The organism is Pseudomonas sp. SWRI50 (assembly GCF_014269095.1).
In the GTDB taxonomy this organism is placed as follows: Bacteria; Pseudomonadota; Gammaproteobacteria; order Pseudomonadales; family Pseudomonadaceae; genus Aquipseudomonas; species Aquipseudomonas kermanshahensis.
This window is the reverse complement of record NZ_JABWRW010000022.1, coordinates 1-16,684: the sequence shown is the minus strand read 5'-3', so window position 1 is coordinate 16,684 and position 16,684 is coordinate 1. Positions and strand designations below refer to the sequence as shown.

15 protein-coding genes and 1 pseudogene are annotated in these 16,684 nt (G+C 62.8%); 5 read left to right on the top strand and 11 right to left on the bottom strand.

Going from position 1 to position 16,684, the window contains the following annotated elements:
- Window positions 1–50 precede the first annotated feature (50 nt).
- From HU750_RS27625 to HU750_RS20680, 4 genes and pseudogenes are all read right to left on the bottom strand, one after another.
- Window positions 51–980, bottom strand: a pseudogene (locus HU750_RS27625) (HAMP domain-containing protein); the annotation flags it as partial.
- A gap of 327 nt (window positions 981–1,307) precedes the next feature.
- Entirely contained in the window at window positions 1,308–1,718 is a 411-nt protein-coding gene (cueR, locus tag HU750_RS20690; protein ID WP_027594974.1) for a Cu(I)-responsive transcriptional regulator, read from the bottom strand.
- The gene (locus HU750_RS20685; protein WP_186682085.1) at window positions 1,715–4,114 is read right to left on the bottom strand and encodes a heavy metal translocating P-type ATPase; all 2,400 of its coding nucleotides are present in this window, start codon (window positions 4,112–4,114) and stop codon (window positions 1,715–1,717) included. The genes cueR and HU750_RS20685 overlap by 4 nt, the downstream gene beginning before the upstream one ends.
- A 52-nt stretch (window positions 4,115–4,166) precedes the next feature.
- Window positions 4,167–4,553 (bottom strand): hypothetical protein, encoded by a 387-nt coding sequence (locus HU750_RS20680; protein WP_027594976.1) that lies wholly within the window; start codon window positions 4,551–4,553, stop codon window positions 4,167–4,169.
- Between the two features lie 142 nt (window positions 4,554–4,695).
- On the opposite strand from HU750_RS20680, the gene HU750_RS20675 reads away from it, so the two are divergent.
- On the top strand, window positions 4,696–4,893 hold the full coding sequence (locus HU750_RS20675) for a heavy-metal-associated domain-containing protein (RefSeq protein ID WP_027594977.1): 198 nt from the start codon (window positions 4,696–4,698) through the stop codon (window positions 4,891–4,893).
- Window positions 4,894–5,005: 112 nt separating this feature from the next.
- Window positions 5,006–6,187, top strand: coding sequence for a multidrug effflux MFS transporter (locus tag HU750_RS20670; protein ID WP_027594978.1), 1,182 nt, complete (start codon window positions 5,006–5,008; stop codon window positions 6,185–6,187).
- Here the strand turns inward: HU750_RS20670 and HU750_RS27225 are convergent.
- The gene (locus tag HU750_RS27225; RefSeq protein ID WP_085273983.1) at window positions 6,138–6,335 is read right to left on the bottom strand and encodes a hypothetical protein; all 198 of its coding nucleotides are present in this window, start codon (window positions 6,333–6,335) and stop codon (window positions 6,138–6,140) included. The two genes, HU750_RS20670 and HU750_RS27225, sit on opposite strands and share 50 nt — an antisense overlap.
- 527 nt (window positions 6,336–6,862) lie before the next feature.
- On the opposite strand from HU750_RS27225, the gene HU750_RS20665 reads away from it, so the two are divergent.
- Entirely contained in the window at window positions 6,863–7,576 is a 714-nt protein-coding gene (locus HU750_RS20665) for an ArsR/SmtB family transcription factor (RefSeq protein ID WP_186682083.1), read from the top strand.
- Window positions 7,577–7,595: 19 nt separating this feature from the next.
- On the opposite strand, the gene HU750_RS20660 is transcribed toward HU750_RS20665, so the two are convergent.
- The 6 genes from HU750_RS20660 to HU750_RS20635 form a co-directional block, all read right to left on the bottom strand.
- Entirely contained in the window at window positions 7,596–8,543 is a 948-nt protein-coding gene (locus tag HU750_RS20660; protein ID WP_186682081.1) for an adenosine deaminase, read from the bottom strand.
- An 83-nt stretch (window positions 8,544–8,626) separates the two neighbouring features.
- Window positions 8,627–9,982 carry an 8-oxoguanine deaminase gene (locus HU750_RS20655; protein WP_186682079.1) on the bottom strand — a complete coding sequence of 452 codons (1,356 nt, stop codon included), beginning with the start codon at window positions 9,980–9,982 and terminating at the stop codon, window positions 8,627–8,629.
- A gap of 120 nt (window positions 9,983–10,102) precedes the next feature.
- Window positions 10,103–10,789, bottom strand: a complete 687-nt coding sequence (locus HU750_RS20650; protein ID WP_186682077.1) for an SDR family oxidoreductase — start codon at window positions 10,787–10,789, stop codon at window positions 10,103–10,105.
- Between the two features lie 388 nt (window positions 10,790–11,177).
- Window positions 11,178–11,762 (bottom strand): IMPACT family protein, encoded by a 585-nt coding sequence (locus tag HU750_RS20645; RefSeq protein WP_186682075.1) that lies wholly within the window; start codon window positions 11,760–11,762, stop codon window positions 11,178–11,180.
- Window positions 11,763–11,771: 9 nt separating this feature from the next.
- Complete coding sequence (locus HU750_RS20640; protein ID WP_027594985.1) at window positions 11,772–12,434, bottom strand: TetR/AcrR family transcriptional regulator; 663 nt, start codon at window positions 12,432–12,434, stop codon at window positions 11,772–11,774.
- Window positions 12,435–12,524: 90 nt separating this feature from the next.
- Window positions 12,525–13,442, bottom strand: coding sequence for a LysR family transcriptional regulator (locus HU750_RS20635; RefSeq protein ID WP_186682074.1), 918 nt, complete (start codon window positions 13,440–13,442; stop codon window positions 12,525–12,527).
- Window positions 13,443–13,560: 118 nt separating this feature from the next.
- On the opposite strand from HU750_RS20635, the gene aptA reads away from it, so the two are divergent.
- Together aptA and HU750_RS20625 are read left to right on the top strand one after the other, a co-directional pair.
- The gene (aptA, locus tag HU750_RS20630; protein WP_027594987.1) at window positions 13,561–14,907 is read left to right on the top strand and encodes an omega-aminotransferase AptA; all 1,347 of its coding nucleotides are present in this window, start codon (window positions 13,561–13,563) and stop codon (window positions 14,905–14,907) included.
- 73 nt (window positions 14,908–14,980) lie between these two features.
- Window positions 14,981–16,474, top strand: a complete 1,494-nt coding sequence (locus HU750_RS20625; RefSeq protein ID WP_027594988.1) for a CoA-acylating methylmalonate-semialdehyde dehydrogenase — start codon at window positions 14,981–14,983, stop codon at window positions 16,472–16,474.
- The last annotated feature ends 210 nt before the right edge of the window (window positions 16,475–16,684 follow it).

The following is a 16,684-nucleotide window of genomic DNA, read 5'->3' as shown; positions in this document are numbered from 1 at the left end:
ATCTTGCTGGCGGCAGAGCCGATGTGCTGGATCAGGCTGCGGATCGCGCCGAGGAACTGGTTGAACCAGCTGGCCAGTTGGGCGGTTTCGTCGCGCCCGCGCACTTCCAGGTTGCGGGTCAGGTCGCCTTCGCCCTGGGCGATGTCTTCCAGGCCGCTGGTGACGCTGTTGATCGGGCGCACGATCAGCTTGGCGAACGCCGCACCGACCACGGCGAACAGCGCGGCCAGCACCAGTGCGATGGTGCCGATCAACCACGTCAGGCGGGTGGTGGTCTGCATCACTTCGCTTTGCTCGATCAGGCCGATGAAGGTCCAGCCCAGTTGCTCGTCGGGGTAGATGTTGGCCATGTAGCGCACGCCATTGAGCTCGACTTCGACCAGCCCTTTACCTGCCTTGGCCAGGTCGGCATAGCCGTTACCGAAGCTGCCCAGCTGCTTGAAGTTGTGGCTGGCGTCTCGCGGGTCGACCATCACGTTGCCGTTGTTTTCCACCAGCATCAGGTAGCCGCTTTCGCCCAGCTTGATCTGCTGGACGATCTGGGTCAGGCCCTTGAGCGACACATCGATGTTGACCACGCCACCCGGGTTACCCAGCTGGTTGGCCACGGCGCGCACGGTGCTGACCAGCACGGCGTCGTCGGCGGCCCAGTAATAGGCGCCGGTACGCAGGGTTTTGCCAGGGTTGGCCATGGCCAACTGGTACCACGGGCGAGGGCGGGGGTCGTAGTTGACGAACTTCTGCCCCGCGGGCCAGCCGACATAGCCGCCATCGCTGACACCGTAGGAAAGGTAGGCGTAGCCTGGGTGGGAATCGGCCAGGCGGGTGAAGAACTCGAGCACCTGCTTGTCCTGCTCGCCCAGCTCATACGATGGGTTGGCGCTCATGAACTTGTTCAGGTTGTTGCCCGTGGCCGCAATCATGGGTTGCGAGGCCAGGTATTCGACGTTCTGGTTGATGCCCTGGAAGAAGATGTTCATCGCGTTGCTGACCTGGCGAATTTCCCGGCTGCTGCTGTCGAGGAATCCGTCGCGGGCTTCGCCGCGCAGGTTGAGGACCACCAAGGTGGCCACGAGGACGATGGGCAAGCCGGCGATGACCGCGAATGCCCAGGTCAGTTTCTGTTTGATGCTCATCGACGCTCCCGGAATTTTTTTGTTGTCGACACACGAGGCAGGTAGTTACTGCATCGGCAGCGTCCGGGATTAGATGAAGGCAAATGCCCGTATTTATTAGGGAATGTCGCACTAGGCGATGATTCGGTCGTGTTTGGGCGAATATGGCATACCAAGGCGTCGTGGCGAGCCTCAGCGGCAACATCCGCCAACGTTTCCGTTTGCTAAATCCTTCAGGATCGGACAGTCCGGCCGCTCGTCTCCCTGGCAGTGGGAGACCAGGTCGCTGAGGGTGTCGCGCAGGCTCACCAGCTCTTCTATGCGCCGGTTCAGCTCATCGATATGTTGCATGGCCAGCGCCTTGACGTCGGCACTGGCCCGTTGCCGGTCTTGCCAGAGGGTCAGCAACTTGCCGACCTCTTCCAGAGAAAAGCCCAAGTCGCGGGAGCGCTTGATGAAGGCCAGGCTGTGCAGGTCTTCCGGCTGGTAAAGGCGGTAGCCGCTGTCACTGCGGGTGGCTGGCTTGAGCAGGCCGATGGACTCGTAGTAGCGGATCATCTTGGTGCTGAGCCCGCTGCGGCGGGCGGCCTGGCCGATGTTCATGGGGCCTCCTGGGAGCTGCTGGTGGGTTTCCAGGTCTTGAGCCACAGCGCATTGCTGACCACGCTGACGCTGGACAGGGCCATGGCGGCGCCGGCGAGTACCGGGTTGAGGTAACCCAGCGCGGCCAGGGGGATACCGACCAGGTTATAGATGAACGCCCAGAACAGGTTCTGGCGGATTTTCGCGTAGGTCTTGCGGCTGATCTCCAGGGCTGCGGGTACCAGGCGTGGGTCGCCGCGCATCAGGGTGATGCCGGCGGCCTGCATGGCCACGTCGGTGCCACCGCCCATGGCGATGCCGATGTCGGCAGCGGCAAGGGCCGGGGCATCGTTGATGCCGTCGCCTACCATCGCCACCACGCCGTCCTGTTTCAGTGCCGTCACGGTGGCAGCCTTGTCGGCAGGCAGCACTTCGGCATGCACGTCGTTGATCCCGAGGGCGTCGGCAACCACCTTCGCGCTGCCGCGGTTGTCGCCGGTCAGCAGGTGGCTGCTGATGTGTTGTGCGTGCAGGCTATCGATAGCCTGCTTCGCGCCCGGTTTGAGGCTGTCGCCGAAGGCGAACAGGCCCAGCACGCGAGGTTGTGCGCCGCGCTCGATCAGCCAGGACAGCGTACGCCCTTCAGCCTCCCAGGCGTGGGCTTTGGCGGCCAAGCCGCCGGGTTGCAGCGTGCTCTCGTCGAGCATGCGACGGTTACCCAGGGCCAAGTCACGGCCTTCCACCCGCCCGGCGATGCCCCGCCCGGTCAGCGACTGGCTGTCGACGACTGTTGGCACCTCCAGTTGCTGCTCAGCGCACGCCTCCAGCACGGCTTTGGCCAATGGGTGCTCACTGCCGCGCTGCAGGGCGCCGGCCAAGCGGTGCAGCTCGGCGGTGGTGCCGACCAGTGCCTGGCTGTGGACCACGCGTGGGCTGCCGGACGTCAGGGTGCCGGTCTTGTCGAACACGACCCGGTTCACCGCATGGGCACGCTCCAGGGCTTCGGCGTCCTTGATCAGGATGCCGTGGCGGGCGGCGACACCGGTACCGGCCATGATCGCCGCTGGCGTTGCCAGGCCGAGTGCACAGGGGCAGGCAATCACCAGCACGGCGACCGCATTGATCAGCGCGGTTTCCAGCGGGGCACCGGCCAGCCACCAGCCGATCAGCGTGATCAGTGCGATCACCAGTACGGCGGGGACGAATACCTGGCTGACCCGGTCCACCAGCTTCTGGATAGGCGCCTTGGCCGCCTGGGCATCTTCGACCAGGCGGATGATCCGGGCCAGCACGGTTTCGGTACCCAATGCCTGGGTGCGCACCAGTAGCCGCCCTTCACCATTGATGGCGCCACCGGTGACGGGGTCGCCAGGCTGCTTGGGCACTGGCAGGCTCTCGCCGCTGATCAAGGCCTCGTCGGCATGGCTGCTGCCTTCCTCGACTTCGCCATCGACCGGGAAGCGTTCACCGGGTTTGACCACGACCAGGTCACCCACACGCAGTTGGTCGATGGCCACGTCTTCTTCGCGGCCATCGACCACGCGCACTGCGCGTTCGGGGCGCAGTGCTTCAAGGGCCCGAATGGCGCTGGCGGTCTGGCGTTTGGCGCGGCTCTCCAAGTACTTGCCCAGCAAGACCAAGGCAATGACCACGGCCGAGGCTTCGAAATACAGGTGCGGAACCATGCCGGCAGGGGCTTGTGCCCATTGGTACAGGCTCAGGCCGTAACCGGCACTGGTGCCAAGGGCCACCAGCAGGTCCATGTTGCCGGCGCCGGCACGCACGGCCTTATAGGCGGCCACGTAAAAGCGTGCACCGAGAATGAACTGTACGGGCGTAGCCAGCAGGAACTGCGCCCAGGCGGGCAGCATCCAGTGCAGGCCAAAAGGCTGTACCAACATCGGCAAAACGAGTGGCAGGGCCAGCAGCAAGGCGGCACCGACCGCCAGGCGTTCGTTGCGCAGGCGGCGCTGGGCATCGCGCTGATCATCGTGGCCTGCGTGCGGCAGGCTGGCGCTGTAGCCGGCCTTTTGCACGGCGTCGATCAGCAGGCTGTCGTCGAGGGCCGCGAGCACCTCGAGGTGCGCGCGTTCGCTGGCCAGGTTAACGCTGACCTGTTCGACCCCAGGCAGTTTGCCGAGTGCGCGTTCGACGCGGCCGACGCAACTGGCGCAGGTCATGCCGTCAATCTGCAACTCGACAGTACGGGTGGGCACGCCATAGCCGGCTTCACGCACGGCGTCGAGCAAGGCCGGCAGGCTGCTGGCCGGGGCCTGGACCCGGGCCTGTTCGGTGGCGAGGTTGACGCTGACCTGTTCAGCGCCGTCGACCTTGCGCAGGGCGCGCTCGACCCGGCCAGCACAGCTGGCGCAGGTCATGCCGGAAATCGGCAGGTCGAAGGTGGTGGATGCGGGCATGGCTGTCCTCCTTGGATTGGCCTCCAGCATCAACCTTGCCACGTAGGCAAGGTCAATAGCCTAGGCCGGCGCGCTTCAATTCCAGCCCATTGTGGCCCATGGCAATCCGGTATTTGTTGATCTGGCCCGCCTGCAGGTTCAAACGTGTGCTGCGCTGGTCTTCGATACCGGGGGCGCAACCGGGGGTCTGCCCTGGCAGTAGGCGCAGGCGTATATCCACAGGGCCTGGTGGCAGGTTGAAGGCGGTCGATTGCTCCTGGAATACGCGCCCGGAGAGCTGATCGTTGAGGTACACGCCGATTTCGCAGTTGGTGGCCACTTCCAGGCGCTCCCGCGAAATGATCAGTACGCTGTAGTCCGAGTTGCCTTCGGCGTTGGCCGGTGGCACCGCAGCCAGCGCGCTCAAAAGCCCGACGACGCCCAATGCTGCCCTGAACATGATGAATCTCCTGCTTGCCTGATCGTCAAAGGCGCAGCTTGGCCGACGTGAGCGCGGATTTCCAGCCCGGACGCGCGCAGGGGCTTGACCTTGCCCCGATGGCAAGCTTGAAACTGCGTGAAAACCTGAAGGAGGCAACCCTATGCAAGTGTTCAATGTACAAGGCATGACCTGTGGCCATTGCGTCAAAGCGGTGACCCGTGCGGTGCAGGGGCAGGACGCCGATGCCAAGGTCGAAGTCGACCTGGCAGGCAAGCAGGTGCGGGTGCAGAGTGCCATGGCGGTGGAGCAGATCCTCACCGCGATTCGTGACGAGGGTTACCAGGCCGAGCTGGCGTGAAGCCCTGCGCCGGGGGCGCATGAGGCCCCCGGTTTTGTTGCAAATCTTTTCATGCTGGTCGAGTCCTTAGCAGGTAGACTTACGCACTTGCTTAGCCTGCTATGGATTCCTGATGAACCTGCGAATGGTGCTCATCCTGGGCGCATTGAGTGCGTTCGGGCCTTTGGCGATCGACTTTTACCTGCCCGCCTTCCCGGCCATGGCGCAGGCTTTCGCCACCGATGAAAAACACGTTCAGGCCACCTTGGCCGCCTACTTCCTTGGCCTGTCCATCGGGCAGTTGGCCTATGGCCCGGTGGCCGACCGCTTCGGACGGCGTAAGCCGCTGTTGTTCGGCGTGGCGCTGTTTACCCTGGCGTCGCTGGCCTGTGCCTATGCCCCCAACCTCGACACCCTGGTCCTGGCGCGGTTCGTCCAGGCCCTGGGCGGTTGTGCCGGGATGGTGCTGTCGCGGGCGATCGTCAGCGACAAGTGCGACCCGGTGGCGTCGGCCAAGGTGTTCTCGCAGTTGATGCTGGTGATGGGCCTGGCGCCGATCCTGGCGCCAATGCTTGGCGGGGTGTTGGTGAACCTGGCCGGTTGGCAGTCGATCTTCCTCGTCCTGAGCCTGTTCAGCGCGGCCTGCCTGCTGGCGGTCAGCCTGGGCCTGCCGGAAAGCCTGCCGGCGGACATGCCGCGCCAGCCGCTGTCCGGGGCGCTGCGCCAGTACCTGCGTTTGTTCAATGACCGGGTGTTTCTTGGCCATGCCTTGACCGGGGGTATTGCCATTGCCGGTATGTTTGCCTACATCGCGGGGTCGCCATTCGTCTTCATCAAGTTATATGGCGTACCTGCCGAGCACTATGGCTGGTTGTTCGGCACCAACGCGGCTGGCTTTATCCTCGTGGCGCAGGTCAATGCCCGTTTGCTGGCCAAGCGCGGCCCAGCCTTCCTGCTGGTGCGTGCTGTGTGGATGTACCTGGCTGCAGGTTTGGTATTGCTGGGCGTCGCTGCACTGCGGCCGAGCCAGTTATGGCCGCTGTTGGTGCCGTTGTTCGTGTGTATCGCCAGCCTGGGTTGCATCATCCCCAATGCGTCGGCCTGCGCCATGAGCGGGCAGGGCGCACGCGCAGGCAGCGCCTCGGCGCTGATGGGCTGCCTGCAATTCAGCGTCGCCGCAGGCGCGGCGGCGTTGGTCGGGCTGTTGCACGATGGCAGTGCGGTGCCAATGACACTGGTGATCAGCCTGTGCGGGGCGCTGGTGGTCAGTGTCGCGCTGCTGACCCGGCGTTTGCAGGCCAGGCGTCCCGCATAAGCGGGTGAGGCGCCTGCAGGCGGGTTTCCAATGTGGCGACGAAGGCACGCGCCTCGGCCTCGCTGCGGAAACTCACCACGTGTTGGTCGAGCTGAACCTGCCAAGGGCAAACGGGGTTGCGGCTCGACGCACTGACGACAATTTTCATCGCGGCATACCTCCAATGGGGTGTGAGCGGAAGAAGTGTAGCGCTGTGCCCTGTGCCTGCCATGACCGGCATCCGTGGTCTGACTGACGGTCATTTCCCCCCTGTTCTTCCCTACTGACCGTCATGCTCCGCGTGTAATACCTGGAGGCATGTAGAAGCTTCGCTTTTGTTTGCGCTATTTATGGAAGCTGCTTGTCGGTCGCGTCCGAACCTGCACAGGGCTAATAGTGCTCATGACCTGCCTCTGTCCCGCTGAGTGCTGGGGCACTGCTCAACTGCGGGGTATTGGGCGGGCTCACTGCACAGACACATCATCTCTCATGGGTAGGTATACCCAGTGGACTTCTGACAGGTGGGCTGAAGCGGCTAGCGCCCTGAGAGGGGGTTTCTGCGGCTTATACTGGCGACCAGCGCCGATGCCAGCGAGCAGGGTTTCCCTCTCAAGGCCGGCGACTGTCAGGCAGGCGATCCCAGTGCCAGGGTTGGCCATTGCATCCATATAAAAACGTGCAGGGAGTTACAGGGACATGAACGCAGTCAGCAGTATCAGCCAGATCGCCAGCCTGATGGCCGACCCCAAGCGCAGCGCCATGTTGTGGGCGCTGATCGACGGCACCCCACGGCTGGCCAACGAGCTCGCGATGATGACCGGGCTGACCTCGTCTTCCGCCTGCGCCCACCTCTCGTTGCTGTCTTCGGCGGGTTTGCTGCGGCATGAGGCGCGGGGCCGCAAACGCTATTTCCGCCTGGCCACGCCTCAGGTAGGGGCAGCGGTGGAAGCACTGGCCAGCGTGCAGTTGGGCAGCGCCAGAGACGACCACCCCGAGGCGGCAGCCTTGCAGTTGCCGATGTCGATCCGCAGGGCGCGGCGCTGCGGTGACCACCTCGGCGGCGAGCTGGCCGGGGAGTTGTATCACCGTCTGGTGGTGGCGGGCTGGTTGGAGGGCACTGACCGGCAACTGGTGGTCAGTGAGCAAGGGCGGGCAGAGCTGGCGCTGGTCGGCGTCTACATAGATGCCTTGGCGCCGCACCAGCAACGGGGGTGTGTGATCTGCCGTTGCACTGACTGGAACAACCAGGGGCCACACTTGGGCGGCGTTCTGGGGCAGGCCTTGTTCAGGCTGTTTCTGCAGTCGGGTTGGATGCGCGAATCGGAGGACACGCGGGCTTTGCATATCTCGGCGCTGGGCATCCAGCAGATCAATCGCATTGCCCGCGTGCAGACGTTGCAGGTTGGGTAACCGCAACGCCAACGGCTGATCAGACCAGTCGCGCGTCCAGGCTGTTTTGCGCCAGACGGCGCGCTTGGTCTTCGGTCATGCCCAGGTGGGTATGCAAGGCATGGAAGTTTTCGGTGACGTAGCCGCCGAAGTAGGCCGGGTCGTCAGAGTTGACAGTGACCTTCACCCCGCGCTCAAGCATGTCCAGGATGTTGTGCTGGCTCATGTGGTCGAACACGCAGAGCTTGGTGTTCGACAGCGGGCAGACGGTCAGTGGGATCTGCTCGTCGATGATGCGTTGCATCAGCCGCTCGTCTTCGATGGCGCGTACGCCGTGGTCGATACGCTTGATGTGCAGCAGGTCCAGGGCTTCCCAGATGTATTCGGGCGGGCCTTCTTCACCGGCGTGGGCAACGGCGACGAAGCCTTCGCTGCGGGCGCGGTCGAACACACGCTGGAACTTGCTCGGCGGGTGGCCCATTTCGGAGCTGTCCAGGCCTACGGCAATGAAGGCATCGCGGAACGGCAGTGCCTGGTCCAAGGTCTTGTGCGCTTCGTCTTCGCTGAGGTGGCGCAGGAAGCTCAGGATCAAGCCACTGCTGATGCCCAGTTGGTCCCGGCCATCCTTGAGGGCCTGGTTGATGCCGTTGAGCACCACCTCGAAGGGGATACCGCGGTCTGTGTGGGTTTGCGGGTCGAAGAAGGGTTCGGTGTGGACGACGTTCTGCGCCTTGCACCGTTGCAGGTAAGCCCAGGTCAGGTCGTAGAAGTCTTGCTCGGTACGCAAGACATCCGCGCCTTGGTAATAAAGGTCGAGAAATTCCTGCAGGTTGTTGAAGGCGTAGGCGCTTCGCAAGGTTTCGACATCGTCCCAAGGCAGGGCGATCTTGTTGCGCTCGGCCAGGGCAAACAGCAGCTCGGGCTCCAGCGAACCCTCCAGGTGCAGGTGCAGTTCGGCCTTGGGCAGGGCGTTCAACCAGTCATACATAGTTGGTTATCTCGATCAGGTACGGTTGCCGCCATTCTACAGGGCCTGGCCAGGCATTGCGCCCGGCCAGGCCCTGTGTTGCCTCAACCGGCGATGAGCTGCGCGGCCGCCTGGCGGTGATCGGCGATCAGGCCTTGGATATCCAGGCCTTCGATTTGCCCGTCGATGACCCGCCACTGGCCACCGACCATGACTCGGTCGGCGCGGTCGGCGCCGCACAGCAGCAGCGCCGACAGCGGGTCATGGCTGCCAGAGAAGCGCAGTTCGTCGAGCTTGAACAACGCCAGGTCGGCTTGCATGCCGACGGCCAGCTCGCCGATGTCCTGGCGCCCCAACAGCCGCGCCGAGCCGCGCGTGGCCCAACCCAGGGCACGCTCTGGGGTGATCTGCTCGGCGCCATAGCGCAAGCGCTGCAGGTACAGCGCCTGGCGGGCTTCGAGGATCATGTTGGAGGCGTCGTTGGAGGCCGAACCGTCTACGCCCAGGCCCACGGGGGCACCGGCGGCTTCAAGGTCGACGGTTGGGCAGATGCCCGAGGCCAGGCGCATGTTCGAGCTGGGGCAGTGGCAAATACCGGTGCCGGCCGCGCCCAGGCGGGCGATTTCTTCGCCATTGAAGTGGATGCCGTGAGCCAGCCAGGTGCGTGGGCCGAGCCAGCCGACGCTGTCCAGGTAGTCCACGGTGCGCAGACCGAAACGCTGCAGGCAGAAGTCTTCCTCATCAAGGGTCTCTGCCAGGTGGGTGTGCAGCCGCACGTCCAGCTCTTCGGCCAGCGTGGCACTGGCCCGCATGATCTCGGGTGTGACCGAGAAGGGCGAGCAGGGTGCCAGGGCAATCTGGATCTGCGCACCTTCGCCGCGCTCGTGGTAGCTGTGGATAAGCCGCTGGCTGTCGGCCAAGATCACTTCACCCTGTTGCACCGTTTGCTGGGGTGGCAGGCCGCCGTCGTCTTCGCCAAGGCTCATGGAGCCGCGGGTCAGCATCGCGCGCATGCCCAGCTTGCGCACCACTTCGACTTGCACGTCGATGGCGTTATCCAGGCCTTGCGGGAACAGGTAATGGTGATCGGCCGCAGTCGTGCAGCCCGACAGCAACAGTTCAGCCAGTGCCACCTGGCTGGCCAGCGCCAGCTTCGCGGGGGTGAGGCGTGCCCATACCGGGTACAGCGTCTTCAGCCAGGGGAACAGCGGTTGGTTGACCACCGGTGCCCAGGCGCGGGTCAGCGTCTGGTAGAAGTGGTGATGGGTGTTGATCAGGCCGGGGGTTACCACATGTTCGCGGGCATCGAACACTTGGTCGCACGGTTGGCTGGGGCTTTCGCCAAAGGCCAGGAGTTGTGTGATGCGGCCGTCTTCGATGACCAGCCCGCCACGGGCGTCGGTGCCGTTGGCAGTGAAGATGGCAAGGGGGGATTTCAACCAGATACGGGTCGCAGGCATGGTGCCGGCTCCTCTGAAAGTGGGTTCAGGTTAGCCAGCTCAGTGTTGCCCTGTCTGCTGATCCAGGTCCGCCACGGGGGCGAGGCATCGAGTCTACTGCCTCGCCACGCGGCTTTCAATTCACCAGATCAGCGGTTCACCTTTGTAGTTGATGAAGCGCAGGCCGCCCTTACCGCTTTGCGCCTTGATCTGCTCGAGCATGCCGCGGGTGCTGGTCAGCACGTCGATCTCCGCATTTTCGCCGCCCATGTCGGTCTTCACCCAGCCGGGGTGCATGGCCAGCACGCAGAGGCCGGGGCGCTGTTGTTCGACGACAAAGCTGTTGATCATCGAGTTCAGGGCCGCCTTGCTGGCTTTGTACAGGCAGACTTCACCGCCGTCCGGGATCGTCACGCTGCCCAGGATCGAGCTCATGAAGGCCAGCACGCCGCTGCCTTCGCGCACCTGGCCAACCAAGCGGCGGGCGACGCGGATGGGGGCCACGGCGTTGGTCATGAACAGGTCGCCGATGTCCTGGTTGCGGACGGTTTCCAGGTCTTGTGGCAGCGGCCCCATGACGCCCGCGTTGACGAATACCAGGTCGAACACTTCGCCTTGCAGGCGTTGCTTCAAACCATCGAGCTGAGCGGTGTCGTTCATCTCCAGCTGTTCGATGCGCACACCGGGAACGTGGGCCAGGGCGCCGGCCTTATGCGGGTCACGCACGGTGGCGATGACGTTCCAGCCATCTTCTTGCAGGCGTTGCACCAGCCCCAGGCCAAGGCCGCGTGAGGCGCCGATGATGAGGGCAGTTCTTGAGTTAGCCATAGGAACATTCCTTTATCGGTGTAGGAAAAAGGATTTGAGCATACTGCAGAGTCGCTAACTGTGCCTGCGCTGCAGCTGGTCAAAAAATGATCGATGGCGCCAGGCTGCTTGTAGACGGGCGCTTCGCCTGTTGGCTAACGGGTTATCCACAGGCTGTTCCACAGTTATTGTGTGCAAGCCGAGCGGAGTGGCCAGTGCGTAACCACTCCAGGAATTGGGGATAACTTTTGAGGTTTCAGCAATTTGCGACTGTCATCAAATAGTGATCAAAATATGATCAAAGCTCTGGGGGCCTTGAAACCAATGGGCTGCAAGAGAGTGCCCCAAGCTTATCCACAGGCAGGCCCACAGTTCTTGTGAGCAATGTCCAGCACATGTGAACAGTTATTCAGCGCGCTTCCAGCAGAATGCGCCCACGGCTCAGGTCGGCCAGTTGCTGGCGCAAGGGGGCCAGGTGGGCTTCACCGACCGCGATGTGCAGGTCAACGCCATTGGCGGTGAACTGTTCATCCAGCACCAGGCCGTCGACGTCCGCCAGGCGCAGCTTCACCAAGGCCAGTTCGCTGAAGCTGCAACTGCAGGTGTATTCGCTGCGCTGCACCAGCACCCGCTTGGGCGCCTGTTGCAGGCATTTGTTGGCGCCACCGCCATAGGCCCTGGCCAGGCCACCGGTACCCAGCTGGATGCCGCCATACCAGCGGATCACCAGCACCACCACCTGATCGCAGTCTTGCGCTTCGATGGCGGCCAGAATAGGGCGCCCGGCGGTGCCGCCCGGTTCGCCGTCATCATTGCTGCGGTATTGCCCGCCAAGCTTCCACGCCCAGCAGTTGTGGGTGGCCGCCAGGTCGCTGTGGCGTTCGATGAAGCTCATCGCCTCGGCAGCACTGTTGATTGGGCCGGCGAGGGTGATGAAGCGGCTTTTGCGGATTTCTTCACGAAACTCGCAGAGGTCGAGCAGGGTAGAAGGCATAAATGGCTGTCAGGCACTCGGCTTGATGCCGCACCCCTTGAGAATGATATGGATAAGGTTGCTGCTCGCGTCTTCCATGTCTTGCTTGGTCAGGCGGCTGCGGCCGGTGACCTGGCAGATCTGCGTGGCGAAGTCGGCATAGTGCTGGGTGCTGCCCCAGAGCAGGAAAATCAGGTGCACCGGGTCGACCGGGTCCATCTTGCCTGCTTCGATCCAGGCCTGGAACACTGCGGCCCGGCCACGGAACCACTCGCGGTAGTCGGCGCTGAAGTACTCGTTCAGGCAATTGCCGCCGCTGATCACTTCCATGGCGAAAATGCGCGAGGCTTGCGGGTTGCGTCGCGAGAACTCCATCTTGGTCCGAATGTACTGGCTCAGTGCCTCGCCCGGGTCGTCCTCGACGCTCAAGGCATTGAAGGTGCTGTCCCACAACTCGATGATGTTGCTGAGCACGGCAATGTACAGGCCCAGCTTGTTGGTGAAGTAATAATGCAGGTTGGCCTTGGGCAACCCTGCTTTCAGCGCGATGGTGTTCATGCTGGTGCCCTTGAAACCATGGCGGGCGAATTCATCTTCGGCGGCCTGGATGATGGCCTGTTCGTTTTTCTGGCGGATGCGGCCGGCGGGCTTGCCCGAGGCGGAGAGGCGATGCGCTGGGACTTCAAGGGTCATGGACGATTCCGTACGGGTCAGTGGCAGCGGCTGTCGGACAAGATTACCTGCCTACGCCGAAGTGACAAGCGTTTGCGTCAGAGACAGGCATCAGCGTGTCGCAGCCAGGCTATCCAGGAAGCTCTCGAGCACCAGGTTCGGCCGCCGCCCTTTGCGCGTCACCCAACTCAGGCTCAAGTCATAGAAGCGCTGCCGGGGCTTGAGGGCACGCAGCCGGCCTTGCTGCACCCAGAAACTGGCGTAGTGGTCGGGCAGGTAGCCGATGTAGCGGCCCGTCAGGATGAGGAATGCCATGCCTTCGCGGTCCGACGCGCTGGCCGTGCAATGCAGCGCCTGGTAGTGGGCCTGGATATCGGCGGGCAAGCGGAAGGTGGGGGTGATGGCCTCTTGGCTGTTGAGCCGGTCGTCGTCTATCTGGTGGTCGTCGGCATAGAACAGCGGGTGTCCTACTGCGCAATAGAGCAGCGAACGCTCGCTATACAGCGGTTGGTATTCAAGCCCTGAAAGGGCGATGGTCTGCGGCACTACGCCGACATGCAGGCTGCCGTCGAGGACGCCGTGCTCGACTTGGCTGGGCGCGATCATGCGGATGTTGATACGCACATCTGGGCCGCGGTCCTTGAGCTCGGCAAGCGCGTGGGTGATGCGCATGTGCGGCAAGGTCACCAGGTTGTCGGTCAGGCCGATGTTCAACTCGCCACGCAAGTGCTGGTGCAGCCCGTTGACCTCAGTGCGGAAACTTTCCAGGGCACTGAGTAACTGCAGGGCCGAATGGTAGACCTCGCGGCCTTCCTCGGTCAGTGAGAAACCGGCTCGGCCACGCTGGCACAGGCGCAGGCCGAGGCGTTGCTCCAGGTCGTTCATCTGTTGGCTGATGGCCGAGCGGCCGATCCCGAGCACGTTTTCGGCTGCCGAGAAGCCGCCGCACTCGACGACGCTGCGGTAGATCTTCAACAGGCGAATGTCAAAATCGCTCACTTGGGCGAGTGGGTCGGGGCGTCGGCTCATTAGTTTAGTGTTGCCCTATCTGAAGATTAGAAAAGCAGGCTTTTTCAGACTTTATCGCCGTGCCAATTTAGCCGCAACAAGATCCATCGTTGCCTAATCGTCTTTCGAGGAACCGCCGATGAACATGCCGGAAACCGCTCCCACCGATATCGCCAGCCAGCTCAAGCTGGATGCCCACTGGATGCCCTACACCGCCAACCGCAATTTCCATCGCGACCCACGCCTGATCGTGGCGGCGGAAGGTAACTACCTTGTGGATGACAAGGGGCGCAGGATCTTCGACGCCCTGTCTGGCTTGTGGACCTGCGGCGCCGGGCATACCCGTAAGGAAATCACCGAGGCCGTAGCCCGTCAGGTCGGTACCCTGGATTACTCTCCGGCCTTCCAGTTCGGCCACCCGCTGTCGTTCCAGCTGGCGGAAAAGATCACCGCGCTGACCCCGGGCGATCTGAACCACGTCTTCTATACCAACTCCGGTTCCGAGTGCGCCGATACCGCGCTGAAGATGGTCCGTGCGTACTGGCGCCTGAAAGGCCAGGCGACCAAGACCAAGATCATTGGCCGTGCCCGTGGCTACCATGGCGTGAACATCGCCGGCACCAGCCTGGGTGGCGTGAACGGTAACCGTAAGATGTTCGGCCAGTTGCTGGACGTCGACCACCTGCCTCACACCGTGCTGCCGGTGAACGCGTTCTCCAAGGGCTTGCCAGAGGAGGGCGGCATTGCCCTGGCCGACGAAATGCTCAAGCTGATCGAGCTGCACGACGCCTCCAACATCGCTGCGGTGATTGTCGAACCGCTGGCGGGCTCGGCGGGTGTTCTGCCGCCACCGAAGGGCTACCTCAAGCGCCTGCGCGAGATCTGCACCCAGCACAACATCTTGCTGATCTTCGACGAAGTGATCACCGGCTTCGGCCGTATGGGCGCGATGACCGGGGCTGAAGCCTTCGGCGTGACGCCAGACCTGATGTGCATCGCCAAGCAGGTCACCAACGGTGCCATCCCGATGGGTGCGGTCATTGCCAGCACCGAGATCTATCAAACCTTCATGAATCAGCCGACGCCGGAATACGCGGTGGAGTTCCCCCACGGCTACACCTACTCGGCCCACCCAGTGGCCTGTGCCGCCGGCATTGCCGCACTGGACCTGCTGCAGAAGGAAAGCCTGGTGCAGGCTGCGGCCGAACTGTCGCCGCACTTTGAGAAACTGCTGCACGGGGTTAAAGGCACGAAGAACGTCGTCGATATCCGCAACTATGGCCTGGCCGGCGCGATCCAGATTGCTGCCCGCGACGGCGATGCGATCGTGCGCCCTTATGAAGTGGCGATGAAGTTGTGGAAGGCCGGCTTCTATGTGCGCTTCGGTGGCGACACCCTGCAGTTTGGCCCTACCTTCAATACCCAGCCGCAGGAACTGGACCGCCTGTTCGACGCGGTGGGCGAGACCCTGAACCAGATCGATTGATCGTTGCGATTTTGATGGCAAGCGCGTGAAGTGATCACGCGCTTGTGTCACCCCTCTTTATCTGGAGTTTTGCATGAGCATTGTTCAACACCTGATCAACGGCGAGCTGGTTACCAAGGGTGAGCGCACCGCCGATGTCTTCAACCCGTCCACTGGCCAGGCCGTGCGCAAGGTCGAACTGGCCAGCCGTGCGACCGTTCAGGAAGCCATCGATTCGGCCAAGGCTGCCTTCCCGGCCTGGCGCAACACGCCGCCGGCCAAACGTGCCCAGGTGATGTTCCGCTTCAAGCAACTGCTGGAGCAGAACGAAGCCCGCATCTCGCAGATGATCAGCGAAGAGCATGGCAAGACCCTGGAAGACGCTGCAGGCGAACTGAAGCGTGGTATCGAGAACGTCGAGTTCGCCTGTGCGGCACCTGAAGTGCTCAAGGGCGAGTACAGCCGTAACGTTGGCCCGAACATCGACGCCTGGTCCGACTTCCAGCCGCTGGGTGTGGTCGCCGGTATTACCCCGTTCAACTTCCCGGCCATGGTCCCGCTGTGGATGTACCCGCTGGCCATTGCCTGCGGTAACGCCTTTATCCTGAAACCGTCCGAGCGTGACCCCAGCTCGACCTTGTACATTGCCCAACTGCTGCTGGAAGCCGGCCTGCCTAAAGGCATCCTTAACGTGGTGCATGGCGACAAGGAAGCTGTGGACGCGCTGATCGAAGCTCCGGAAGTGAAAGCGCTGAGCTTCGTCGGCTCGACCCCGATTGCAGAGTACATCTACGCCGAGGGCACTAAGCGCGGCAAACGCGTGCAGGCGCTGGGTGGTGCGAAGAACCATGCCGTGCTGATGCCCGATGCCGACCTGGACAACGCTGTCAGCGCGCTGATGGGTGCAGCTTATGGTTCGTGCGGTGAGCGCTGCATGGCGATTTCGGTGGCGGTGTGCGTGGGTGATCAGGTTGCCGATGCACTGATCGCCAAGCTGGAGCCGCAGATCAAGGCGCTGAAGATTGGTGCCGGTACTTCGTGTGGCCTGGACATGGGCCCGCTGGTTACCGCTGCTGCCCGCGACAAGGTGGTTGGCTACATCGACGACGGTGTGGCTGCTGGCGCCAAGCTGGTGGTGGATGGCCGTGGCTTGCGCGTTGCAGGTAATGAAGATGGCTACTTCGTGGGTGGCACCCTGTTCGACAAGGTGACCCCGCAGATGCGCATCTATAAAGAAGAGATCTTCGGCCCCGTGCTGTGCGTGGTCCGGGTTAACAGCCTGGAGCAGGCCATGCAGCTGATCAACGATCACGAATATGGCAACGGCACCTGCATCTTTACCCGTGATGGCGAGGCAGCGCGCCTGTTCTGTGACGAGATCGAAGTGGGCATGGTCGGTGTGAACGTGCCGTTGCCGGTGCCGGTGGCGTACCACAGCTTCGGCGGTTGGAAGCGTTCGTTGTTCGGCGACCTGCATGCTTATGGCCCGGATGGGGTGCGTTTCTATACCCGTCGCAAGGCGATCACCCAGCGTTGGCCGCAGCGGGCCAGCCATGAGGCATCGCAGTTTGCGTTCCCTAGCCTATAAAGCATGAACAAAAGCGGGGAGGCCGGAGGGCCTCCCCGCTTTGTTTTTCAGCTTTATTAAGGTTTCTTGGAATTAAAGGTTGACGGGGTTTCGAATCCCCTTATAATGCGCCCCACTTCCAGCGTGATTGGAACGAGAAACTCCTTGAGTATCAACGAGTTAATCGATTCAGGCAGTGTTGTAAGGGCTTCGATCGAAAGATCGTCAGCG